23 protein-coding genes are annotated in these 25,200 nt (G+C 36.8%); 8 read left to right on the top strand and 15 right to left on the bottom strand.

The window, feature by feature from the left end; genetic code table 11:
* Positions 1 to 53 precede the first annotated feature (53 nt).
* The 8 genes from ribB to BLP81_RS12505 all read right to left on the bottom strand — a co-directional run bounded on the left by ribB (position 54) and on the right by BLP81_RS12505 (position 8,820).
* Positions 54 to 1,187: a 3,4-dihydroxy-2-butanone-4-phosphate synthase gene (gene ribB, locus BLP81_RS12540; RefSeq protein ID WP_093369816.1), complete on the bottom strand. Its 1,134-nt coding sequence runs from the start codon at positions 1,185 to 1,187 to the stop codon at positions 54 to 56.
* Positions 1,180 to 2,739, bottom strand: a complete 1,560-nt coding sequence (locus BLP81_RS12535; protein WP_093369812.1) for an LptF/LptG family permease — start codon at positions 2,737 to 2,739, stop codon at positions 1,180 to 1,182. The genes ribB and BLP81_RS12535 overlap by 8 nt, the downstream gene beginning before the upstream one ends.
* Positions 2,740 to 2,749: 10 nt before the next feature.
* The gene (locus BLP81_RS12530; protein ID WP_394330535.1) at positions 2,750 to 3,394 is read right to left on the bottom strand and encodes an outer membrane lipoprotein periplasmic chaperone LolA1; all 645 of its coding nucleotides are present in this window, start codon (positions 3,392 to 3,394) and stop codon (positions 2,750 to 2,752) included.
* Positions 3,395 to 3,413: 19 nt separating this feature from the next.
* Positions 3,414 to 5,822: a DNA translocase FtsK gene (locus BLP81_RS12525; protein WP_093369804.1), complete on the bottom strand. Its 2,409-nt coding sequence runs from the start codon at positions 5,820 to 5,822 to the stop codon at positions 3,414 to 3,416.
* Between the two features lie 505 nt (positions 5,823 to 6,327).
* A complete protein-coding gene (locus BLP81_RS12520) occupies positions 6,328 to 6,576 on the bottom strand; it encodes a DUF6952 family protein (protein WP_093369799.1) in 249 nt (82 codons plus the stop codon).
* The gene (locus BLP81_RS12515; protein ID WP_262501435.1) at positions 6,557 to 6,886 is read right to left on the bottom strand and encodes a thioredoxin family protein; all 330 of its coding nucleotides are present in this window, start codon (positions 6,884 to 6,886) and stop codon (positions 6,557 to 6,559) included. Before BLP81_RS12515 ends, BLP81_RS12520 begins: the two co-directional genes overlap by 20 nt.
* A 28-nt stretch (positions 6,887 to 6,914) precedes the next feature.
* Positions 6,915 to 7,553, bottom strand: coding sequence for a peroxiredoxin (locus BLP81_RS12510; protein ID WP_093369788.1), 639 nt, complete (start codon positions 7,551 to 7,553; stop codon positions 6,915 to 6,917).
* A 124-nt stretch (positions 7,554 to 7,677) separates the two neighbouring features.
* Positions 7,678 to 8,820 (bottom strand): trans-sulfuration enzyme family protein, encoded by a 1,143-nt coding sequence (locus tag BLP81_RS12505; protein WP_093369783.1) that lies wholly within the window; start codon positions 8,818 to 8,820, stop codon positions 7,678 to 7,680.
* A gap of 70 nt (positions 8,821 to 8,890) precedes the next feature.
* On the opposite strand from BLP81_RS12505, the gene BLP81_RS12500 reads away from it, so the two are divergent.
* Complete coding sequence (locus BLP81_RS12500) at positions 8,891 to 9,880, top strand: arginase family protein (protein WP_093369778.1); 990 nt, start codon at positions 8,891 to 8,893, stop codon at positions 9,878 to 9,880.
* Here BLP81_RS12500 and porQ read toward each other — a convergent pair whose 3' ends face one another.
* Complete coding sequence (porQ, locus tag BLP81_RS12495; protein WP_093369775.1) at positions 9,881 to 10,903, bottom strand: type IX secretion system protein PorQ; 1,023 nt, start codon at positions 10,901 to 10,903, stop codon at positions 9,881 to 9,883.
* A 342-nt stretch (positions 10,904 to 11,245) separates the two neighbouring features.
* Positions 11,246 to 13,693: an endopeptidase La gene (lon, locus tag BLP81_RS12490; protein ID WP_093369770.1), complete on the bottom strand. Its 2,448-nt coding sequence runs from the start codon at positions 13,691 to 13,693 to the stop codon at positions 11,246 to 11,248.
* Between the two features lie 203 nt (positions 13,694 to 13,896).
* Between lon and BLP81_RS12485 the strand changes: the two genes are divergently transcribed.
* The 6 genes from BLP81_RS12485 to BLP81_RS12460 all read left to right on the top strand — a co-directional run bounded on the left by BLP81_RS12485 (position 13,897) and on the right by BLP81_RS12460 (position 18,617).
* Positions 13,897 to 14,439: a DUF1599 domain-containing protein gene (locus BLP81_RS12485; protein ID WP_093369765.1), complete on the top strand. Its 543-nt coding sequence runs from the start codon at positions 13,897 to 13,899 to the stop codon at positions 14,437 to 14,439.
* 91 nt (positions 14,440 to 14,530) lie between these two features.
* Positions 14,531 to 15,625: a BT_3928 family protein gene (locus BLP81_RS12480; protein WP_093369762.1), complete on the top strand. Its 1,095-nt coding sequence runs from the start codon at positions 14,531 to 14,533 to the stop codon at positions 15,623 to 15,625.
* A 6-nt stretch (positions 15,626 to 15,631) separates the two neighbouring features.
* A complete protein-coding gene (locus tag BLP81_RS12475) occupies positions 15,632 to 16,699 on the top strand; it encodes an ABC transporter permease (protein WP_093369757.1) in 1,068 nt (355 codons plus the stop codon).
* A gap of 18 nt (positions 16,700 to 16,717) precedes the next feature.
* Complete coding sequence (gene tpiA / locus BLP81_RS12470; protein ID WP_093369752.1) at positions 16,718 to 17,470, top strand: triose-phosphate isomerase; 753 nt, start codon at positions 16,718 to 16,720, stop codon at positions 17,468 to 17,470.
* Between the two features lies 1 nt (position 17,471).
* Positions 17,472 to 18,296, top strand: coding sequence for a 50S ribosomal protein L11 methyltransferase (gene prmA / locus BLP81_RS12465; protein ID WP_093369747.1), 825 nt, complete (start codon positions 17,472 to 17,474; stop codon positions 18,294 to 18,296).
* 45 nt (positions 18,297 to 18,341) lie between these two features.
* Complete coding sequence (locus tag BLP81_RS12460; RefSeq protein ID WP_093369743.1) at positions 18,342 to 18,617, top strand: ATP-dependent Clp protease adaptor ClpS; 276 nt, start codon at positions 18,342 to 18,344, stop codon at positions 18,615 to 18,617.
* A gap of 85 nt (positions 18,618 to 18,702) precedes the next feature.
* Here BLP81_RS12460 and BLP81_RS12455 read toward each other — a convergent pair whose 3' ends face one another.
* Positions 18,703 to 19,209 carry a hypothetical protein gene (locus BLP81_RS12455; protein WP_093369739.1) on the bottom strand — a complete coding sequence of 169 codons (507 nt, stop codon included), beginning with the start codon at positions 19,207 to 19,209 and terminating at the stop codon, positions 18,703 to 18,705.
* Between the two features lie 137 nt (positions 19,210 to 19,346).
* Complete coding sequence (locus BLP81_RS12450) at positions 19,347 to 20,513, bottom strand: DegT/DnrJ/EryC1/StrS family aminotransferase (protein WP_093369734.1); 1,167 nt, start codon at positions 20,511 to 20,513, stop codon at positions 19,347 to 19,349.
* Between the two features lie 87 nt (positions 20,514 to 20,600).
* Between BLP81_RS12450 and BLP81_RS12445 the strand changes: the two genes are divergently transcribed.
* Positions 20,601 to 21,836: a 3-deoxy-D-manno-octulosonic acid transferase gene (locus BLP81_RS12445; protein ID WP_245686473.1), complete on the top strand. Its 1,236-nt coding sequence runs from the start codon at positions 20,601 to 20,603 to the stop codon at positions 21,834 to 21,836.
* A 60-nt stretch (positions 21,837 to 21,896) separates the two neighbouring features.
* Here BLP81_RS12445 and BLP81_RS12440 read toward each other — a convergent pair whose 3' ends face one another.
* The 3 genes from BLP81_RS12440 to BLP81_RS12430 are packed head-to-tail and all read right to left on the bottom strand — an operon-like array spanning position 21,897 to position 24,827.
* Positions 21,897 to 23,387 (bottom strand): BCCT family transporter, encoded by a 1,491-nt coding sequence (locus BLP81_RS12440; protein ID WP_245686472.1) that lies wholly within the window; start codon positions 23,385 to 23,387, stop codon positions 21,897 to 21,899.
* A 9-nt stretch (positions 23,388 to 23,396) separates the two neighbouring features.
* Positions 23,397 to 24,053 (bottom strand): DUF2461 domain-containing protein, encoded by a 657-nt coding sequence (locus tag BLP81_RS12435; protein WP_093369725.1) that lies wholly within the window; start codon positions 24,051 to 24,053, stop codon positions 23,397 to 23,399.
* Positions 24,054 to 24,827: a LexA family transcriptional regulator gene (locus BLP81_RS12430; protein WP_093369722.1), complete on the bottom strand. Its 774-nt coding sequence runs from the start codon at positions 24,825 to 24,827 to the stop codon at positions 24,054 to 24,056.
* Positions 24,828 to 25,200: the final 373 nt, after the last annotated feature.

Raw genomic sequence — 25,200 nt, 5'->3', positions numbered from 1 at the left:
AAAAGCAGCCTTCTTATATAAGAAAGCTGCTTTTTTTTTAATAATATATAGATTTAATAATTCACATAATCGATTATTTCCAATCCATAACCTATCATTCCTACCCTTTTCTTATGTTGAGAATTGGACATCAATTTAATCTTATGCACTCCCAAATCATGTAAGATTTGCGCTCCAATTCCAAAGTCCTTCTCGTCCATTACAACTCCGGGTGCTTTGGCTATTCCTTCGTTTTGATTTTGTTTAAGTTCTTTCAATCTTGAAATCAAATTCAAGCCTTGGATATCTTGATTTATAAATACGATAGCCCCTTTTCCTTCAGCATTCAATTGTTTAAACATATTATCCAGCTTTTGATCGGCATTGGATGTCAGGGTCCCAAGAATATCATTATTGACCAAGGTGGAATTCATCCTGACCAAAACAGGATCATCTGTTTTCCAGGTACCCTTTGTTAGTGCTAAATGCACTTGATCATTTGTTGTTTGGTGATAAGCTCTCAATCTGTAGTGGCCAAACCTAGTATTCAATTCAAAATCTTCTGATTTTTCTATTAAAGAATCGTGTTGCATTCTATAAGCCACTAGATCTTCTATAGAAACTAATTTAAGATCGTGTTTCCTGGCAACATCTACCAGCTGAGGAAGCCTAGCCATGGTTCCATCTTCATTCATGATTTCGCATATAACTCCTGCAGGCTTCAAACCTGCCAATCTTGCAAAGTCTATTGAAGCTTCTGTATGACCGGTTCTTCTTAAAACCCCACCTTCCTTTGCAATGAGAGGAAAGATATGACCAGGACGATTTAAGTCATGAGGCTTGGTGTTTTCATCACAGAGAGCTTGTATGGTTTTAGCTCTGTCTGAAGCAGAAATTCCGGTGGTTACACCATTGCCTTTCAGATCTATAGAAACAGTGAAAGCAGTCTCTAAAGGATCGGTATTGTTACCAACCATTGAAGAAAGATTCAAATCTTTACAGCGACTTTCTGTTAGAGGTGAACAGATAAGACCCCTCCCATATTTGGCCATAAAGTTGATCATTTCAGGAGTTACCTTTTCTGCAGCTGCCAAGAAGTCACCCTCATTCTCTCTGTCTTCATCATCGACAACTATTATCACCTTACCTGATCTTACATCATCGATAGCTTCTTGAACGGAATCAAGCTTAATTTTTTTTTCAGTCATTTTTTTTATTTCTGATATTCAAAAAGTTGGTTTTAATCTTTTTTATAATCTTATCTATGGGAACCGTTATAAAATCTAAATTTACAAAGCCCTGATCTGTTGTTGCCCTATATGTGAGATAAACACTTAAGGGCAAAAGAATAATAGTTGACAGCCAGGAACCCACAAATGCGGGGATACTCCCACCTTCTGCACTATTCCCTGCAAACAAACCTATAAAGTGGTAGGTTAAAAAAACCACGATGGCGACTACCATTGGTAAACCTAAACCACCCTTTCTAATAATTGCTCCCAAAGGTGCACCCACGAAAAACAAAATGATACAGGCAAATGGCAGAGCATATTTATTGTGCATTGACATTTCGATCTTATTCAATAACATCTGTCTTTGCTTAATTTGATTTTTCTTCGAGCTAATTTGTGGAATAATACTATTGATAGAGTTTGTGGCTACATTAAAAAGTTGAGTGCGCTGTCTAAAGTTATATTCCCAAAACAAACTGTCTAAGGATAAATTTGAATATAAGTCATAAGTGTTTTCATTCTTATTTTCAACATTTAAGCTATCCTTTTCAGATCTTTCATCGCTCTTTTGATTTATTTTTCTTGTGTTATTTTTTTCTTCATCAACCTCATCACTATTTATGGCTCTTAACACACCACTTCTCTGTTTGATAAGTCTATCATAATTTTGTATGCTCCTTTTATAATCATTCGAAAACGAATCTAATTGAATTTTAAGTTCGCTTGTATTCAACATTTTATAAGGATGCTTTAAACTTTCATCTTCAAGATCGACATTATTAAAATCTGATAGATCAATATTTAATACATATCTATCAAATGCAGATTTTACAAACGGAGCTTTTAAATTCTGTTGGTAGGTTTTTGTAGGAATTTCATTATAATAATTGCCATCATACAACACCAGTGATAATACATTTGAATTCAATCCCGATTCTAGAACACCCCGGTCTGCCTTTATAACAGTGTAATTTCCTACTCTATTTTCAGACTTTTTATGAATAATCACATCATCTAAATTTTTACCATTCGGTCCGCTTTTCTCTTTTACCTTTATATTGATATTTCCCAAATCATTGAAAGCACCTTCAACAATGGCCATAGAAGGTTTGACCTGGGCAATATTTTTTCGCATATTGAGTACTTTTCCTTCAGCATGAGGGATAACCGTATTTGCAAAATAAAAAGTGACAACGGCAAGCAGTAAAATAAAAACAATCAGGCTACGCATCGCTCTTTGAAGGGAAATGCCAGCAGATTTCATAGCTGCAAATTCATATTGTTCTGCAAAGCTCCCAAAAGTCATAATCGACGCCAGCAAAATCGTCAACGGTAAAACCATGGGAATTAAGTTTGGAAGAAGAAAAAACAAAAACTTAGAAATAATATCCAAATCAATATCTTTTCCTGCGAATTCCTCAATGAATCGCCATACAGATTGAAGAATAAAAATAAACATCAAAATTGTAAAAACGGAAAGAAAGGTTTTTACAAATGAGGTTAAAATATACCGGTCTAAAATTTTCAATACCTGAAATTTAGTCTAATTCATTGATGTAGTAATCTGCATATTTTGATCTCTCAAATTGAAAATGCTTAGCAGATAGAGGCTCGTTTGTTTTAAATTTAGTCACCCTAAATTCAATCTTAGTATTGTCTGGTTGAATTTGAATGAGATTATAAATATGCTTGGTCTGTTTATCAATACCGAGTAATATTTTTTTCATTTCGTTATTGGAATCCATCGGAATTAACTCCACATACTGGATTTTTCTTCCCTTAACGTCTTGTAATAAATCCATTTTGAAACGGTATCCGTCTTGATAGAACGTCAACATTTTAGAAGGGGTGATTTGTTCATTATTAGCTTCATCATAACTGGAAATGGTCACCTCATCATCTTCAGGAACAATTGTGTATATGTCTTCTCCATCGAAAATTTGAGTAGTTCCCATAAGATTTAATACGTATTTTTCATCCTTAATACTCACATCCCCACGAGTTTCTTGATTCATGTTCTGTTCCTTATTCTCTAAAGAATAAGTAAAATCAATAACAAAGTTATCGTAGGACTCCACTTTATCCAGAACTTCTTTTACCAGCGCTTTAGCTTCATTATCGTTTTGAGCAATAACGGCGTTTGGAATAAGTAGTGTTAAAAAAATTAAGCTCAGTGTTTTTATTATTTTCATGATGTATTAATTAAGATTTTTGTTCGTTTTTAAGCAATTCTTCTAGAGCCAGAAGATCTGGCACAAGAACTTGTCTCGCTTTACTGCCTTCAAAAGGACCGACGATTCCTGCTGCTTCAAGCTGGTCTATAATTCGACCGGCACGATTATAGCCTAGTTTCAATTTTCTTTGCAAAAGAGAAGCTGAGCCCTGCTGAGCTGTAATAATAACTTCAGCAGCGTCTTTAAAGAGCTTGTCTCTGTCTTCGATATCATTATCAACACCTATGCCAGATTCTTCACCAGAATACTCTGGTAAAAGGTGAGCATCTGCATAGGCTTTTTGTGAACCGATAAAGTCTGTGATTCTTTCAACTTCAGGCGTATCCACAAAGGCGCATTGTAAACGTATTAAATCATTGCCTTGGGTAAATAACATATCTCCCCTACCAATTAATTGGTCTGCTCCACCCGCATCCAAGATGGTTCTAGAGTCAATTTTGGAAGTCACTCTAAAGGCCATTCTAGCTGGAAAGTTAGCTTTTATCATGCCTGTAATTACATTTACAGAGGGACGTTGGGTAGCAATAATAAGATGAATACCGATGGCCCTTGCCAATTGAGCAAGTCTAGCTATAGGCGTTTCAACCTCTTTACCCGCTGTCATAATCAGATCGGCAAATTCATCTACCACAAGAATAATATAAGGCAAAAACTTATGACCATTTTCGGGGTTCAGTTTTCTAGCTTTAAACTTCGTATTGTATTCCTTGATATTACGAACCATGGCATCTTTCAATAAATCGTAACGATTATCCATTTCGATGCAAAGCGAATTCAATGTATTTATGACTTTTGTATTATCTGTGATAATAGCCTCTTCAGTATCAGGTAGTTTGGCTAAGTAGTGTCTTTCAATTTTATTGAATAAAGTCAATTCTACTTTCTTGGGGTCCACCAAAACAAATTTGACTTCAGCCGGATGTTTTTGATACAAAAGCGAAGTCAATATCACATTAAGCCCTACCGATTTCCCTTGACCTGTGGCACCTGCCATAAGCAAGTGAGGCATTTTGGCAAGATCTACAGTATAGGTTTCGTTGGAAATTGTTTTCCCCATTGCAATAGGGAGTTCCATTTCTGCATTTTGAAACTTATTGGAAGCGACCACAGATCTCATCGGCACTACAGATGGGTTTTGGTTGGGAACTTCAATACCGATGGTTCCTTTTCCAGGAATTGGAGCGATAATTCTAATTCCTAAAGCCGAAAGCGATAAAGCAATATCATCTTCCAGGTTCTTGATTTTTGAAATTCTAATCCCCGCTTCAGGCACGATTTCGTAAAGTGTTACGGTAGGACCTACTGTCGCTTTGATTTGAGCAATCTCTATTTTGTAGTTCTTAAGCGTATCTACAATCTTATTTTTATTTTGCTCCAATTCCTTTTGATCTATGGTAATACCACGGCCAGAATTGTAATCTTTGAGTAATTCTATACTTGGAAACTGATAATTGGCCAGTTCCAAAGTTGGATCAAATTCACCAAAATCCTCAACTAATTTTTTGCTGAGCTGATCGGATTCTTCTTCATCTTGAGTAGTTTCCACCTCCATGGCTACATCGTCCTCATCTTCAGACTTAATGACAATTTTCTCTTTTTCTGATGGTTCTTTTAAAGATTTTTCGCTAAAGGTGCTCTCCATCTCAACATCTTTATCATGAGGGTGACTAGGATCGGTCTCTGTATCCAAAGAAGGGTCGAGCGCAACTTCTTCCTTAGTATTTGTTTTTTCTGAATTGGTTTGACGTTCAAATTTTACTTCAGAAACTTCCTCTTTTACATTCTCCTTATGCTTGGTAAAAGATTTCGATAGAGCATCGGGAGTCAAATTTAATCGAGACACCAAATAGATAATCAACATAAATATCAACACAAGTACAATGCCTAATTTTCCAATATAATCCTGAAGAAAATCATTTAATTCATAGCCTACTACCCCTCCTAAAATAGGATAGGAGTTAACAAAAAAACCAAAGCTCAAGGAAAACCATACTATGAGGTAGAACCCCCAAAACCAGAGCGATCTAATCTTAAAAAGCTTCAAATTCAAAAATAAATATACCCCCGTCACAAACAGCATGGCAGGAAGGCTAATGATAGAGACGCCAAAACCTTTATAAATAAGTAAATGGCTAATGTAAGCCCCAAATTTATTCAACCAGTTATTGGCGGTTTTTCCCCTCTCTAAAACATGTCCAAGCATGGATTGATCTGCCTGCCAATTAAAAAAGTAAGAAATAAAAGAGATAAACAGACCTATAGAAAAAAGTATGAGAAAACTCCCAAAAATAATCTTGGTACGCTTAGAAGATTTTAAACTAAAGCTTTTTTGAGGTTGCTTTGACTCAGTCGATTTACTCCGTTTTGTTTTAGCCATAGAGATTGTAAAGTAGGAAACAAAAATACAAATATTAACCGCTTTAACTAATCAAATTAAAGTTAGGATATAAGGAATATAAATAATTAAACCGATGACAAATGCAAAAATTCCAGCGACTCATGCAGTCCATGCAGAAATGTCCTTAAGCTTACCTATGCTTTTGACATCTCTAGGCTGAATATAATCTGCTGAATTGGTTGCCTATATACGTCAACTCAAAGCCATCATGCCGAGTTGTACAAACCATTCTGAAAAAGTTATCTTATAATAAAAGTCTGCAAGGTTAAAAAGATAGAAAAAAGTAATTGAAATTTGAATTCATTCACTTTCAGACACAGACAGGATAATCCCTTTCATGCAAAACAAAAGATTCAAGACGTTTTCTAATGGGTTTCAGTTTAAAATTGAAGTGATTTGAAAGTGAAATTTACACTTTTATTTAAGCACAAAAAAAGGAAACTGAGTTAACAGTTTCCTTTTTATTGAATATCAAATCTATTTTCTATTTATCGATAGAACCTAATACACGCTGAGCAAATGTGTTTGCGGCGTCTTTTTCAGACATACCCTCTTTCACCATTTTGTCCATTTCAATAGCTCCGGCTATGTTTGTAATAAGTTCTCCAACAACATCCATTTCTTCTTCCTTTACAGATCTGTGTTCAGAAAAAGACTCCAAAACTTCAATGGTATGTTCAAGTTTTTGAACATCATTATTTTTCTGAAAATGCTTAATTATCGGTAACTTCATTGACTAATTCTTTTAAAGATTCAAACTTATTGGTTTGAACTTGGTTTTTAAATTCTCCGCTTACGAAAGTTGCAAAAGTTGGAAGATTATCGACATTCGCTAATTTTCTAGATTCAGGATATTTTTCTGCATCTACCATTATGAATGGAATATCTTCATTCTCGCTTGCTAACTTTTTAAATTTAGGCTTCATCAATCTACAGTTTCCACACCATGTTGCTGAATATTGTACTACAACAGTGTCATTATTCTTAATTGATTCTGCTAAATTATCTTGATCTAATTCTTTAAACATAATTTTTTGTTTTATTCGATTCAGTTACTGAAAATAGAAAAACTTAGTTACTAGACAAATAAGAAGCAACACCTTCTCTGTCTGCTTTCATGCTATCCTTTCCTTCTTCCCAGTTTGCCGGACAAACTTCACCATGTTTTTGAACATGAGTGTATGCATCTATCATTCTGATAAATTCATTTACGTTTCTGCCTAATGGCATGTGATTGATGCTTTCTTGGAATACTGTTCCTTCTTCATCTATTAAGTAAGTAGCTCTGTAAGATACATTATCTCCATCTACTGTAAGGTGCCCTTCTTCGTCGTCATAACGTTCATTTGTGATATCAAGAATACCGAGTCTGCTACTTAGGTTTCTATTAGAATCTGCTAAGATTGGGTAAGAAACGCCTTCAATACCTCCATTATCTTTTGAAGTATTTAACCAGGCAAAGTGAACTTCTGCAGTATCACACGAAGCCCCTATGACGATAGTATTTCTTTTTTCAAATTCTGGTAATGCTTCCTGAAAGGCATGTAATTCTGTTGGGCATACATAAGTAAAATCTTTTGGATACCAGAATAAAACAATTTTCTTGTTTTCTTTTTGAGCTTTTTCTAAAACATTGATTTGGAAAGTATCACCCATTTCGTCCATGGCGTTTACCTTTAAATCTGGAAATTTTTTTCCTACTAATGTCATATTATATCTATTTTGTTGATTATTAATTTAAGTACAAAAATACGATACAGGAAGTGTGTTAACGTATATATTTTAACATCTCTTCTTATACTGTAATAAGTTCTACTTATAATCGTTTATAAATTTACAAACTTGAAGAAAAAGCCATTTGCAAATCTCTCTTAAGGTCTTTTGTATCTTCAATTCCAACAGAAAATCTTACGAGGTTTGATTTTATACCCTGAGCTTTACGTTCTTCTGGTGTCAGGAGCGAATGCGAAGTTTTTTCTGGAGATAACACAGTACTCTCCACACCGCCCAGACTCAATACATTTTTTATGAGTTTTAATCCATCAAAAAACTTTTGAACATCACATTTATCATTTAAATCAAATGACAGCATCCCTCCAAAACCTTGCATTTGAATTTTGGCAAGTTCATGCTGCGGATGTGATTTTAAACCTGGGTAATACACATGATCTACATATTCAGAATTTTCTAAATATTCTGCCATGTCTTGGGCATTTATGTTTTGCTGAGTGACTCTTAAATTTAAAGTTTTCATACTTCGTTCTAAAAGCCATACCGTCTGATCTGCCAAACTGCCACCAAAGTTTTTAGCCTTCGAAAACACCTTTGTCATAATTTCTTTGGAAGAGGCTACCGCTCCTGCAGTGATATCGCTATGCCCCCCGAGGTATTTTGTAGCACTATGGATCACAATGTCTACTCCAAGGTCTATCGGCCTTTGATTGATGGGGCTTGCAAAAGTGTTGTCTGCCATCGTTAAAACATTATTCTCTTTTGCGAATTGAGTAACACATGTGATATCTGTGATTTCTAATAAAGGATTAGATGGAGTTTCAATATATATCAGTTTGGTTTCGGGCTTTAAAGCAGATTTTAAATCAGCTAAGTTATTCACGTCTAAAAAATCATAGTGGATCCCGTATTGCTCGAATTCTTCGATAATAAAATTTCGTGTGCCTCCATAAATTTGATTTTGAAGGATGACATGATCTCCAGACTTCAGGATGCTTAACATAGCTGTAGTTATAGCAGCCATGCCACTGCCGAAAATCAATGCGGATTCCGCATGCTCCAACTCAGCTACCTTTTTTGCCAACATATGCTGATTGGGACTGTTGAAGTATCTCGGGTAAATAGAAGTCTCTAATCCATCATAAGCATAGGCTGTAGACAGATACATCGGGGATATCGCCCCTTTGTAGACTTTATCTTCAACTTCTCCACTATGAACACATATCGTATTAAGGCCTTTTCGCATTTTCTTATTTTTTCTCAAATTTAATTCATTACAATCAACTGATAGATTTTAGCTTTAAAATTTTTAGATCATGGAATTTTTCTCTAATTTCAAAGGTTATAACCGCATTACCTTACCTATGACCTATTTCAAATTCAGCGATAATAATGAGCTTTCAAAATATATTGATCATGAATCAAAGGGCCGGAAATTTGGAGAAAAAGTCATACTTGTCTCTGAGCTAAATCAGCTGGAAGCTGTAAATGCTGACTATGTATTATTTGGAATACCCACGCTCTCAAATTCAGCAGATGAATTTAAACCTGGTAAGTTTAAAATGTTTCAAGCGGTCCTACAAAATTTATTGAATATTCAGTACAATGACTTTAATCAGGCAGAAAATCTGGTCGTTTTAGGTGAACTGAACGTTGACATTATTTCTGATGAAATCAATCAGCTGAAAACAATTTCAGAAAAAGAAATGCGCTACGAACAGATAGTGAAAGAGACCACTCATACCGTCTCTGAGACTATTTGTGGCTTAGGTAAAATTCCAATTGTAATAGGAGGTAGTTCCAGTGATACTCTCAATCTTCTCAAAGCTTCAAATTCTACAATACAGTCCCGGCTGAACCTGTTAGACCTTTCGACACATGTCACTTTTCAACTTGAAAACTCAAGCGATTTTTTTGACAAGTACAGTGGATTTGGTCTTCATAAAAATACTACCACGCAGGCAGAATTGGACCTTTTAAATTCTTCTAAAACATTGTCTTTTCAATTTTATGAAGATTGTTTACACCTGACCACTCTGGATAAGTGTGTCAAATTTAAAAACGCCGTCGATTTTTTAAATGGACATCTCGGCTTCAAACTGGATTTAAAATCCATTCAGGGTATGTCTTCCCATTGTGACTCCTCTTCTGGGTTTAGCGTCAGAGACCTCAGAACTTTCCTGAAAGTGATTAGAAAAGAGCAGGCACAATTTTTTCATATATGTGGTTTTGAAGTCAATTTGAAAGAGAATATCGGATTTATCCTGAGTTACTTCATCTCCGATTTTATCAGAAAAGAAAATTAGTTACTGCAGGTTTATCATCAATCCAAAAAAGCTAGAGCTTGCTGCTCTGTTGAATTGTGCATAAGAATAGCTAAATCTCACTTTATTAAACCGTATACTCACGCCTCCTGTGAGACCTGAAAATGCGCGCTGGTCTTGAATTCTTAACTCTTCTCCCCTTCTGAAATTATAGCCTAGCTGAATGCTGAAGCCTCCGTCTGGAAAAAGCTCTGCTCCAAGGATCGTATGCCGCAAAACATTATTGATAAACCCGGGATCGTCTGGAGTAACATTACCGCTTAAATCTTCTACATCTCTTGCTGTATTTCTGAAGGCTATATTCCATTCCTGTAGGTTTTCTAAGGTAATGTGCCATCGGATTGGTGCTTTTTTTAAAGTTTGAGAAATTCCCAGAATAACTTCAAAAGGCAAAGGTTCTCTCACTTCATTAAAGGCTTCAAACTGTATCCCAGCATTTCGCACTACTCCAGAAACAATTAAGTCCCATTCAGAATAAATATAGCTAATGCCTAAATCTAATGCGCCGGCAAAAGAGGTATACTGCTCTAGCTTGGAGGAGATTAATTTTAGGTTGGCGCCCGCATAAAAATCAGTTCTTCCCAGGCGTCTCGCATAGCCCACGGAAAAGGCTGCTTCTTGTCCTCCAAACTCTAAAGTAGAGTTCCCAGATTCGTCATAACCATCAAAACTTCCGTAATCTATATAGGTGACGCCAGCTTGGATCATCTGTGTTCTCCTACCAAAGTCATAGGCATAAGAAGCCGTTCCATAATTGACATCTGCAAAATAATTCATGTAATTAGCAGACATCTGATTGTGCATTTCAAAATTGATCAAGGCTGGATTGGCCAGGGCATTTGCAGGATCAGATGAATATGAAGTGATGTTTTTTCCACCAAGAGCAGAGAGTTTTGGGGAATTTGGCAAGTTCAAAAACTGGTAAGTGCTTTGACCGCCAATCTGAGCTAATGAAGACCAGGTCATACCCGAAATAATGGCTAATAAAAATAACTTAGGTTTCATAAATAGTCTTTAATGCCCAGTATAAAACGATTTGCAATGTAATTTATTTTGAATAACCTTATTAACAAAAGTTCAATTATCATCACTTTGTCAAAACTGTTTTAAATAGTAAAAAAGTAAAGTAGACTGCTGTTTAATTTGAAAAGACAATTTCTTTCCTTAAGAACATCCATTTACTACGTTAATTTTTATCGTGATAGCTAAGGCTATACCTCAAAAAATCGCCTTGCAACTGAATATCCTTATTGATTATAACTTTTTGATTATAATCGAACTCAGGTTATTAAAAAAACCAGATGAATTGCTCATCTGGTTTTAATATAAATTTGAATATCAACTGGCTTAAAGAATTTTAGCGTCTTTGACTTTTTGTTTCAAAAGAGCCAAATCTAGAACTTCATGCATTTCATTGACATATTTTATGGTGAGACCTTTAAGGTATTCTTCTTTGATTTCTTCGATATCTTTTCTGTTCTCTTCACATAGAATGAGCTCTTTGATTTTAGCACGCTTAGCAGCCAGAATTTTCTCTTTTATCCCTCCCACTGGTAAGACTTTTCCTCTTAGGGTAATTTCACCAGTCATGGCCAGATTCTTTTTCACTTTACGCTGAGTAAAGAGAGAGACCAGTGAAGTTAGCATTGTAATACCAGCGCTTGGTCCATCTTTAGGCGTCGCCCCTTCTGGCACGTGGATATGAACATTGTAATCGGTGAAAATATCTGGATTTAAATTGAACTTCTCAGCGTTGGACTTGATGTATTCCATCGCAATAGTGGCAGACTCCTTCATCACTTTCCCTAGATTACCTGTAATACTAAGATTACCTTTTCCTTTGGATAAAATAGATTCTATAAATAAAATTTCACCACCAACGCTTGTCCAGGCCAGCCCAGTAACTACACCGGCAACTTCGTTGTTTTCGTAGGTGTTTTTAGGTCTGTAAGGTCCTAAAATTTTCTCAACCTGTTCACTGCTCACCTTCACCTCGTAGTCTTCTTCCATAGCGATACTTTTAGCTATGTTTCTAACCACTTTTGCAATTTTTTTCTCGAGGTTACGCACCCCGGACTCTCTGGTATATCCGTCAATAATCTTTTCCAGCTGTTGCTTTCCAAGCTTGATGTTTTCTTTTTGGATACCATGCTCTTTGATCTGCTTAGGAAGTAAATGCCTTTTGGCAATTTCTATCTTTTCTTCCACCGTATAACCATTCACACGGATGATCTCCATTCTATCTTTAAGCGCCGGATGAATAGATGACAAATCATTGGAAGTGGCAACAAACATCACTTTGGATAAGTCATAACCAACTTCCAGGAAGTTATCATGAAAATCGTCGTTTTGTTCGGGATCCAATACTTCAAGCAAAGCTGAAGATGGATCACCCTGATGACTATTGCCTAGTTTATCGATTTCATCCAAAACAAAAACCGGATTGTTTGTGCCTACTTTTTTCAAACTTTGAATGATTCTTCCCGGCATCGCTCCGATATAGGTTTTTCTGTGTCCGCGTATTTCAGCTTCATCACGCAAGCCCCCAAGAGAAATCCTTGCATATTTTCTTCCCAAAGCTTCAGCTATAGATTTACCCAAAGAGGTTTTACCTACACCGGGAGGGCCATAGAGACAAAGTATTGGTGATTTCATATCTTTCCTTAATTTGAGAACTGCCAGATACTCCACAATTCTCCTTTTGACGTCTTCTAAACCATAATGATCTCTATCAAGCACTTTTTGAGCTCTTTTTAAATCAAAGATATCTTCGCTTGTTTTATCCCAGGGCAGATCTAAAAATAAATCTAAATAATTGCGCTGAATTGAATATTCAGCTACCTGAGGATTCATTTTCTGAAGTTTAGCTAATTCTTTTTTGAAATGAGAATTTATAGAGTCTTTCCAGGTTTTAGATTTTGCGCGTTCACGCATGTCTTCAATCTCTCCTTCAGAAGAAACTCCACCCAATTCCTCCTGGATAGTTTTCATCTGCTGGTGAAGGAAATACTCACGCTGTTGCTGGCTCATATCACTTTGAACCTTAGATTGAATATCATTTTTAAGCTCTAACTTTTGAAACTCAACATTCATGTATTTCAAAGTTGAAAGGGCTCTTTCCTTAAGATCACTGGTTTCTAAAAGTTTTTGTTTGTCTTCCACATCTACGTTCATATTGGAGGACACAAAATTGATCAGAAATGAAGAACTCTCAATATTTTTGATTGCAAAGGAAGCTTCAGAAGGAATATTAGGGCTATCCTTGATGATACGAAGCGATAAATCCTTAACAGAGTCTATAATGGTATTGAATTCTTCATCATCCGGAACAGGTTTCATCTCTTCAAATTCTTCAATCTTACACCTTAAATAGGGCTGATCTGATACGGGTTCCGTGATTTTAAACCGCTTTTTTCCCTGGATTATGACTGTAGTATTCCCATCAGGCATTTTTAAAACCCTAAGAATTCTGGCCACCACACCAACTTTATGAATATCTTTAAAACCAGGGTGTTCATCTTCATCGTTTCTTTGAGCAACAACACCAATAATTTTATTACCATTGTTAGCGTCATTGATCAACTTGATAGATTTATCCCTGCCCGCGGTTATTGGAATTACAACTCCTGGAAAAAGAACTGTATTTTTTAAGGGAAGAATGGGTAAATCATCCGGTAGGACCTCGCGATTTATTTCTTCTTCATCTTCCGATGTCATCAAAGGGATTAACTCTGCATCTTCATCTATATTTTCTGTTGATAAGTTATCTAGATTAAATAGTCCGGATTTTGCCATAATTATTTTTTTGTCAAAATGTCAGTTATTACTGACTCAGCTTCTCTTTTTTCGTTATAAAGTTTGAAAAACCTTGATTTTCAAATGAAATCAAGATTGTGATTTAAATGGTTCAATTCCTATGCCACGCTAAATTAATACTATTATGTCTTTTGTTTTTGTATTCTGTAATAATTAGTCGAAATTTACCTTTTTGTTAATCTATGAACACGAACAAACAATTTGACCTCATAATAAAGGACACCAGGAATCTTTTTGTAAAGAAAACCAAAGACTATGGTACTGCCTGGAGAATTTTGAGACTTACCTCTTTAACCGACCAAATTTTTATAAAGGCCAGTAGGATAAGAAGTTTACAGGAAAATTATACCCAGAGAGTAGAAGAAAATGAAGACTCTGAGTTTGTTGGAATCATCAATTATTCTATCATGGCCTTGATTCAAATTGAACTGGGTGTTTCTGAAAAAGCGGATCTGAATGCGGATGAAGCTGTCATTCAGTACAACCTTCAAGTTGAAAAGGCTAAATCCCTGATGAAAGACAAAAACCATGATTATGGAGAAGTGTGGAGGAAAATGAGAGTCAGCTCTTTAACTGACCTTATTTTACAAAAGCTGCTTCGCATCAAACAAATTGAAGATAACGCCGGCAAAACCCTTGTGAGTGAGGGTATCGAAGCGGGTTATCTTGACATCATAAATTATTCAATTTTTGCTCTTATTCATTTAAACTTTAAAGAACAATGAAACTGAGAAGATTAAAATAATTCTTAAGCATAGCAATGTCAAATTATTTTGATCATCAAAGTTGACGCGTGAGCCATAAAAAAATAAACACATGAAATATATCGCAGGTTTTTCAAGGATTTTTGTCGGTGTTTTATTCATCTTCAGTGGGTTTGTCAAATTAAATGACCCTATTGGATTTTCTTATAAACTTGAAGAATATTTTGGAGAGGGCGTTCTTAATCTTGAATTTTTGGTTCCCTACGCACTGGTTCTTGCCATTTTTATAGTAATTTATGAGCTGCTTTTAGGCGTGAGTTTACTCATAGGCTATGCGCCAAAATTTACCAGATGGAGTTTACTCCTTATGATACTGTTTTTCACATTCCTCACATTTTACTCCGCTTATTTCAACAAAGTTACCGATTGCGGCTGCTTTGGTGATGCTATTCCTTTAACGCCCTGGCAATCTTTTATAAAAGATGTCATCCTGCTTATTTTGATTTTGATATTATTCTTCAATGAAAAGTATCTCAAACCTATTTTTGCAAAAGCCTCTCTAAAATGGATTGTTTTTGTGATGGCAATTGGATGTCTGTATTTTGCTTACCATGTTCTGATGCATTTACCTGCTATCGACTTCAGGGCTTATAAAATCGGAACACATATTCCTACAGCAATGACCTATCCTGAAGGCGCACAGGAAGCTGTCTACGAATATGAGTGGACTTTTGAAGTCGACGGTGAAAAACAAACCTACTTCACCAATGGTAGTTATCCAGACGTGGCAGGTGAATTTATAGGGGTCAATACAAAACTGATAGATGAAGGCTATACACCACCAATTCATGATTTTTCTTTGATGAAAAACGGCCAAAATTATACTGATGAATTGATGCAGGAAGATAAATTGCTTATGGTAGTCGCATATAACCTTTCCAAAACTGAAACTGAAGGCTGGACCGAAATCAAGTCGGCAGTAGAAAAAGCCTCACAAGAAAACTTTAAAATCATTGGCCTTACAGCTTCAGGAGAAGAAGCTATTTCAAAATTTAAAGGCAATTTCAATCTTGATTTTGAGTTTTATTTTGCAGATGAAACGGCGATTAAAACTATAATCAGAGCAAATCCAGGACTGGTTGTTATAAAAAAAGGGACCATAACCAATAAACTTCATTGGAATGATTCAGATGAGTTTCAAAACTAATTTCTATTGGTAAAAAAAGCCTTACAAAAAACAGTATACGCTCTCTTCACCATTTTAGGTGTGGTTACGGTGATTTTCTTTTTGTTTAGTGTTTTGCCAGGAGATCCGGCACAAATGATGCTTGGCCAAAACGAAACCAAAGAACAGTTGCAACGACAAAAAGAAAAATATGGTTTTGATAAAAGTATAGGCCAGCAGTATCTATATTATATCAATGACTTATCACCCATTTCCTGGCATAGTTCAGACGAATCAGACTTTACCCACTTTGGAGAAGACAAATATACAGGGACTCAGTTGTTCTCTTTTTTTAATGGCGCTATTTACCTGAAAACACCTTACTTAAGAACTTCTTTTCAGCGTCAAGATCAAAAAGTGCTTGACATCATCAAGCAAACCTTACCGAACACGGCTATTCTTGCAGTATCTTCTATTCTGATTGCCTTATTTATTGGAATCATTTTAGGCATTGTCTCGGCTCTTCAAAAAGATACATGGATAGATAAAAGCATTCAGGTCTTAAGCACCTTTGGAATGAGTCTCCCGTCTTTTTTTAGTGCCATTTTAGCCGCCTGGCTTTTTGGTTATGTGCTTAAAGCATATACTGGTCTCAATATGACAGGAAATCTTTACGAGCTTGGTGATTTTGGGGAACGCCAGGTATTTCATTTTGAAAATTTGATTTTACCTGCCTTTGTCCTGGGGATAAGGCCTTTAGCTGTAGTTATACAGCTTATGAGAAGTTCTTTACTGGAGGTATTTCAGCAGGATTATATCAGAACAGCAAGAGCCAAAGGCTTAAACTCCTATTCAGTCATTATGAATCACAGTCTAAAAAATGCACTAAACCCTGTAGTTACAGCCATATCTGGTTGGTTTGCCTCCATGCTGGCAGGAGCGGTTTTTGTAGAATACATTTTTGGATGGAATGGCATAGGAAAAGAAATAGTAGACGCTTTAAATACCTTAGATTTGCCAATTATAATGGGATCTGTGTTAACGATTTCCATCATATTCATCCTAATTAATATCTTAGTAGATATCATTTATAAATTATTAGACCCAAGAATATAAATAAATAAACGAATACATATGAGAACTCAAATTGTAGCCGGAAACTGGAAAATGAATTGCAATCTGGATGAATCGCTTCATCTTTTAAACGCGTTGAAGCTTAAGGATTTTACCAAGGCAGAGGTTGAGGTCGTGATTGCGCCACCTTACACAAACCTGTATGCCATTCATCAAAATTTAAGTGATTCTTCAATTAAAATCTCCTCTCAAAATATCAATGAGAATGAAGAAGGCGCCTACACAGGAGAAATTTCTCCTGATATGCTTAAAAGTGTAGGTGTAGAATATGTCATCATTGGTCACAGTGAACGCAGAGCGATATATAACGAATCTAATGAGTTACTTGCTGAAAAAGTAACGTCTGCTTTGAAGCATGGCTTTAAAATCATGTTTTGTATTGGTGAAATGCTGGATCAAAGAAAAGCTGAAAAACATTTTGATGTGGTTAAAAAACAATTGGAAAAAGGACTTTTTCACCTGAGTGCCTCGGAAATGAAACATGTAGTGATCGCCTACGAACCTGTGTGGGCTATTGGAACCGGAGAAACGGCGTCACCAGAACAGGCTCAGGACATTCATCAGTATATTCGTCAGGTCCTCGCTGAAAAATACAATCAGGATGTAGCCGAACAAACCTCAATTCTTTACGGAGGAAGTGTGAAGCCTAACAATGCCAGGGAAATCTTTGCCAAAAAAGACGTTGATGGCGGACTCATTGGAGGTGCTTCTCTGGATGCCGATAGTTTTGCTGAAATTGTGATGTCGTTTTAAAATGATCTATATAGAATATAAATTTACAATTCACCCGCTTCAGCCTGGCAGGGATATCCTGTTGGCCGAGCTGGGTGAATTACCATTTGAAAGTTTTGAAGATTACAGCAATGGACTTTTAGCTTATATCGACGAATCTGAAGATAAAGCTGATCTTTTGGAGGATATTCATATTTTAAAATCCGAAGAGTTTAAAGTATCCTACGAAAAAACTAAAATAGAACAAGTCAACTGGAATGAAGAATGGGAGAAAAATTTTCATCCAATTCATATTGATACTCGATGTACCATCCGAGCACCTTTTCATCCCAAAACCGATTCTGAAATAGACATCATCATAGAACCAAAAATGTCTTTTGGAACCGGTCATCATGCAACAACTTACCAAATTTCTGAACTACTACTTGAAGAAAACTGCGAAGAAAAACGAGTCTTGGATATGGGTTGTGGTACGGGAGTTCTTGGAATTCTAGCTGATATAAGAGGAGCAAAATCTGTTGATTATATAGATATTGACCCCTGGTGTGTAGAAAATACTGAGGAGAATCTGGAAAGAAATTCATGTAAAGGAAACGTCATTTTGGGAGGAGCTGAAAAAATTGAAAAGGAATACGATTTGATTTTGGCTAATATTAATAGAAATATTTTATTGGCAGATATGGTGTCTTACGCTTCTCATCTGGTTTCCGGAGGAGTCATATACTTTAGTGGATTTTATGAAGAAGATTTGAAATTGATCCAGGAAGAAGCACTTAAAAATGGATTGGCATTCATAAAAAATCAGGTGAAAGAAAATTGGGTTGCCGCCAAATTCACAAAAAATTAGAAATTGATTTTTAGTATTCTCTATATATTTGCATAAAAATGAGTTATGAGTGTTAAGGAAGAAGTTTTAGAAGAAGTAGATGTAAAGGAAAAACTGACAGATTCTCACGAAATTATTGTGTATAATGATGAGGTCAATACCTTTGACCATGTCATTGAAACCCTGATTAAAACCTGCGATCACGATGCTTTACAGGCAGAACAATGCACTTTGTTGATTCATTACAAAGGAAAATGTGCCGTTAAATCCGGGGATTTTGATGATTTAAAACCTCGTTGCAGTGAGATCTTAAGAGCGGGTATTAGCGCAGAGATTGTATAAAAAAACCTCGATTTTCGAGGTTTTTTGCTGTTCTAAAAATGCTAACGCAAGGTCTTTCACATTCAATTTTAGTAATGCTTAAAAATTATCGCAATAACTTTCCACGCTTTTTAGCTTTGAATAATCCTTTAAATTCAAGATAAGTTACAAAAACAGTTATTATTGGAATATAATAGTAATGCTTTGCAATACCAAATAAACTTAACAAAATATCTACTATTAAAGCTGCTCCAATAAAAAATGGTACAAATTTTTTCATTTTGAATCCTAAGAAGGTAAGTTTTGATGCGACTTGACTAACGTATTTATTGTCAAATTCTTCTTTCTCTCTATATGAAAGATTAGATAAATCATAATCTATACATTCATCTAAATAGGCTAGCATTAATTTTTTATGATCTTTATTAGCTTGTTTTTGATGTCTATTTGGCTTAAATTCAATTAAAGCCTGATTTAACTTTTGTGCATTATCAAAATAGAGCTCTTTTAGTTGTTTTTCAGTATACTTTTCCTGAACTAATTTTTCTTTTTTTCTAACAGTCTGTTCGAAATTATCTTCTAAGAAACGATCTGTGTAATAATTATTTTGCATTAGTTTTTCAATAATATATCTATAACAGTACTTAAAACATAGCCACACTTTCCTGAGAATTGTATCAGCGCAGAAATAGTATAAAATTAAGCCTCGAAATTCGAGGCTTTTTATTTCAGTAGTTGTTCATTGCCAAATTAGCCAACTACTTTTATTATCTCTGAAGTAATATAATCAATTTGTTCTTTATCCAGTTCGGTATGCATTGGTAGAGAAATGACTTCATCTACCAGTTGATTGGTCACTTTAAATTCCTTTTCATCATAACGCTCATCCTTGTAAGCCTTTTGAGAATGCAATGGAATCGGATAATAAATGCCGTGTGGTATATCATTCTTTTTAAAGTGCTCTGCTAAGGCGTTGCGCTTTCCGTTTTTGATTTTGATGGTGTACTGATGAAAAACATGACAATCGCAGGTATCGCAGATGCCATTAGAGTTATCGCATGGTTTGTAAGTTTCGGTTTGCGGGGTTTGAATGTGTTCAGACTTGCTCAAGGCTTCAGTATAATGCCTGGCTGCATTTTGGCGTCTTGAACTGTAATCGTCCAGATGCTTGAGTTTGATGTCCAGAACCGCAGCCTGTACACTGTCCAGCCTTGAATTGACACCTACCACATCATGGTGGTAACGCTCGTACATGCCGTGATTGACAATTCCTCTAATGCTATGCGCTAATTCGTCGTCATTGGTAAAAATGGAACCACCATCTCCGTAGGCTCCCAGATTTTTGGAAGGAAAAAAGGAGGTAGCTCCTACATTTCCAATCGTACCCGCTTTTTGCTGTGAGCCATCTTTAAAGGTATAGTTGGCTCCTATGGCTTGCGCATTATCTTCAATCACATAGAGATCATGCTTTTTGGCAAGCGCCATAATGTCTTCCATCTGGGCGACGTGGCCAAACAGATGCACAGGCACAATGGCTTTGGTTTTAGGTGTAATCGCTTCTTCCAATTTCTTCAAATCTATATTGAAAGTGTCTTTATCTACATCTATGAGTACCGGAGTCAAATTCAACAGTGCTATAACTTCTACGGTTGCTGCAAAAGTAAAATCGACGGTGATGACTTCATCCCCCGGCTTCAGACCCAGCCCCATCATCGCAATTTGTAAAGCATCGGTTCCGTTGGCACAGGGAATCACATGCTTAACGCCCATATACTTTTCCAAATTTTCCTGAAACTGTCTGACTGCAGGTCCATTGATATAGGAGGTTGAATTCAGAACCTCAAAAATGGATTTATCCACTTCATCCTTTATTTTATCGTATTGACCCTTCAGATCAACCATTTGTAATTTTTTCATAGTCTGTGTTTTCTTTACAAAAATAAGAATATTAAGTATCTAAAGAGACTATTCAGCTAAAAGCTTATTTTTGAAAAAAAATCTAATTTGAAGTCTTTATACCAGTTTATCATATCCAGTTTTCAATTCCTGCAGCCCGTCTTAAAATTCTTGAGTCCTAAAATGAGATTGTTCGTGGAAGGAAGAACGAACTGGAAAACCAAATTACAGGCGCAGGTTTCTGAACATGATCAGGTGATTTGGTTTCATGCCGCTTCGCTGGGCGAATATGAGCAGGCAGTACCTGTAATTGTCGCCTTAAAGCAAACGCATCCCAACTATAAAATTGCAGTGAGCTTCTTTTCACCCTCGGGATATGAGGTTAAAAAAAAGGATTCCAAACTGGATATCGTCACCTATTTACCCCTGGATACCCGAAAAAATGCCAGAGAATTTCTGGATATTCTCAATCCTGGAGTCGCCTTTTTTATAAAGTATGAGATCTGGCCGAACCTGATGGATGTTCTGTCCACCAGACAAATCAAATCATATCTGATTTCGGGACTATTCAGACCAGAGCAGCTTTATTTCAGGCCCATGGGTAAATTTATGGCTGAAGCCCTGAGTAGGTTTGACCATCTTTTCGTGCAGAATAAAGAGTCCTTAAGCCTGCTGAAAAACCATGGTTTCGATCAGGCCAGCATATCCGGAGATACACGCTACGACCGGGTCTCTGCTCAGTTAGGCATGGATAATCAGTTAAGTTTCATGGATGACTTTACGGCTTCAGGTCAACTTACTGTAGTATTTGGAAGTACCTGGCCTGAGGATTTGTCGATCGCTTTGGACGCCATCAATAAAGCCCCTAAAGACATCAGGATAGTTATCGCTCCACATCAAATCAACGCGACGCAAATTCAGAAATTGAAAAAAGACATCCGCAAGAAAGTCATCTGCTATTCTGAAATGGAAAGTCAGGAACTTCAGGACTACGAAGTCCTCATCGTGGATACAATAGGTTTGCTGACCAAAATTTACAGCTATGCCAACATAGCTTATGTAGGCGGTGGCATGGGCTCAAGCGGTCTGCACAACATCCTGGAACCTGCGGCTTTTGGAATTCCAATCCTCATTGGAAAACATTATGACAAATTTCCCGAAGCTGAGATGCTGAGACGTTTAGGAGGAGTTTTTAGTGTAGATTCTGAAAACGAATTTGAAGAAGTGTTCAATAAATTTATTACAGATAAGACGTTTAGAGAGAAAAGCGGACAGATTTGCGGTCATTTTGTGAATGCTGAAGCCGGAGCGACGCAAAAGATAATGTCTGTAATTTCCTTCTAAACCTGCCTGCCCGTCCAAAACACGCAGGCGGGCCTGCCCGTCCAAGACACGCAGGCGGGTTTACTTTGAACCGAGTCGATGCTCGCGAATGAGGCTGAGTGTAAACCCAATCATAAACAGGATGCTGAGCAAAGCCAGGGCCAGTGAGCTCACGATAAGCAATTTCTGAACCGCCTCCAGCACATCGCTGGCAGCACTAAATTTACCTATGATCAGGAAGCCTAAGGTCACGAGAAACAATAATATGCCCCAGATCCATTTATGAAATGGTGAGGGATTGATTTTGGTAAGATCGGAAAACATACTCAGGACGTATATGGCTGAATCGACCGAAGTGATGAGAAATCCCACCAGGAGTAAGATGGCTAAAATCACGGCATAAAATCCAAGAGGGAACTGTTCCAGGAGGACAAAGGTGGCCGAAAACACATTATCGAAAGCAAAGCTGGAAACCAGTCCTGAATTGATCAGTTCAATAGCCGACGTCCCAAAGCTGGTAAACCACAGAAAGGAGCCCAAACTAGGGACAATAAGCACCCCTAAAATTAACTCTCTGATGCTTTTACCCTTTGAAATTCTGGCGATAAAAATACCCGTAAAAGGTGCCCAGGCCAGCCAGAATGCCCAGTAGTAATAGGTCCAGTCCGACAAAAATTCTTCACTAAAATCAAACTTATCCATCGCCAAGCTCAGGGGTATAAAATCCTGAAGCAAAGCTAAAGTCGATTCATAAAAATTGATGAGTATCAGACTAATATCCGTGTTAAAGATTACATAGCCCAGCAGTAAAAGCGTCAGAGAAATATTGATGTTGGACAAATGCCGAATCCCTTTGCTCAGGCCTTTTACCGAAGAGAATAAGGCTAAGGAAAAAATAAGAACACACAGAAACACACTCAAAACAATTCCTAAATTAGAATCTGAAACAAAGCTGATGCCGCCTTCTACCTGACGAATACCAAGAGCTACAGCGCTAACGACCCCAAAAACCGTAGTGAGTATGACCAGTAAATCTATGCCTTTGGCGACAACAGGATTTGAGAGTTTAGAAAGGAGATGACTGAGCTGTATGTTTTGGTGTTTGATAAAAAGCAGGTAGGCGATGAATAAGGCAAAAAGCCCGTAAAAGGCCCAGGCGGTGAACCCCCAGTGGTAAAACGTCATTTCAAAGCCATGTATCTGCTCCGGTCGTGAAATTTCTATGCCGGGTTGCTGTATCATAAAAACAGGTTCCTGTACAGCCCTTAAGATAATACCTGCTCCCATGCCTGTAGAATACATCATGGCCAGCCATGACAAAGTGGAATATTCGGGCTTACCAGAACCCAATCTCATTTTTCCTAAAGGAGAAAAGGCTATGCTTAGGAGATAAAGACAAATGCAAAACCCAAGGACCAGATAAAACTGGCCAAACAGGGATCTGACCCAGACCGAGGCACTATCAATGATTTGAAAAGAGTCTTCAGGAAAGACAACAAAACACAGCCCCATAAGCCCTAAAATAAAAAGGGAGGCTGTAACTAACTGGTTTTTGTCCTTCAGAAATTTCAAACCCTAGAATTACACGGTTACTGCTTTGTTCAGGTATCTTCTGAAGGGCAGCATAGCTTTATAGGTTTCGATCACTCGATCTTTAAAATCCTCTGCAAGGACATCTTTTCTTTCAAAAGACTTCATGGCTGCAAAACTTTTCAGTCGCAGTAAATCGATGTGTTTATGATCCTGGGAAAAGCCTTTGGGTGCAGTTTTCAATTGATCTTCATCTTGCATCAGGCCTCCGAAATTCTTCTGAAACGGTTTTGAATTTATGATGTCTTTGAATTCATCTCCATTGTAATCTATAGCCTCGCGAATGCTTTTCAGAATTTCCGATTTGGGATTATAGAAGCCTCCGGCCACAAAAATGTCATCGATGCCTAAATGAATATAAAAATCACCGGTCTTGGGTCGTTTGTCCAGTCCGGCTCCAAAGTGATCCTTATAAGTGGGCTTGTTGGGATGATACAATAGGTTATTATTGATGCGATTGATGGCTTTTTTACCCGAAGAGGAATAGTAATCCTCATCAATTTTGGAAAGCTTAAGATCCAAATCCTCAAGCCATTTCACATAATCTGTTTTAACGTTCTCGTACAGGCTTCGATGTTCATCCATCCACTCTTTTTTATTGTTTTTGTTGAGAGTTTCAAGAAAATCAAATAAACGTTCAAAATTCATTTAGCTGGGTTTAATAGAATTGAGTTGAGTTTTTAATTCTTCCATTGACTGCTCCAGTTTTTTGAGCATGCTGTTTTCGGAATTTTCATTGATGGAAAAGGTCAGTTTACTGGTCACCTCCCATATTTCCTGAACTTCAGAAGCTTCCACCTCATAAGGTGGATAATAAGAATTGGTGGAGATCAAGGAGATTTTATGAGAATGCGGATGCTTGTGCAATTTTTTAACCATTACAGAATCCTGTAACACAAACACATAGACTTTATGATTCATCGCCTGCTGAAGGCTTTCTACTGATTTTCCAAGTACCCAGTCTTCAGAATGAAAGTTGGGCTCCATGCTATCCCCTTCGACCTGAAAACCTCGGTAGGATGCATTTCTGAACTGGGGAATGGGCATTTCAAAAGCAGGCAGCTGTTGATACCATTCGGCATCGCCAATATTTTGGGGATACCCGGCTGCAGCTTTTTGGTTGACCAGCAGCATATTTTCTCTGGAATTGGTTTCATCCACTGAAATCACCTTCGGCATAGAATTGATGTGATGCACATCCAGTTTTTTCTGAAAGCTTTCTCCATAAAGCCAAAGCGGATTAACTTCAAAAATTTTTAAAAGGCTCATCACGACCTGACCTGACAGCTTGGTTTTACCGCGTTCAATATCTGAAGTGGTGTTTTTGATGTTCAGGAGTTCAGCAAATTCAGATTGAGTGAAATTATGCTCTTCTCGAATTTGTTTGAAACGCCGAATTTCTAGGGGTAAATCTGATTTCATATCCGTCTGTACTTAATTAGGAATAATTCCATAAATCTAAGGAAAAAATCCTAATCAATTATAATTTTGGTATTAAAAATTAGAATAGATGTTATATCTACAAAAAGTTCAAGTAAGGTTTTGAACCCTTTGATCACTTAAAGAAGGTTCTCGAATTCGCCTGCCTGCGTCCCGCTTAGGAAGGCAGGCTCGAACTTAAAACAAAGGCATGCGTGATTTATACTGGGTATAAATGCGAACTTGAACTTTAAACAAGAAACATGATAGTTTGCGTCCTGTTTAGCATCGAGCATTCTAAGTTAAAAACAAATTTTTAAGCCGATAATTTCACAAAAGGTTCATCTCTTTTTGCAACAGCAAATATTCTTAAAAC

The organism is Psychroflexus sediminis (genome assembly GCF_900099815.1).
GTDB lineage: Bacteria > Bacteroidota > Bacteroidia > Flavobacteriales > Flavobacteriaceae > Psychroflexus > Psychroflexus sediminis.
The sequence above is the reverse complement of the archived record's forward strand: the minus strand, read 5'-3'. Positions and strand labels throughout refer to the sequence as shown.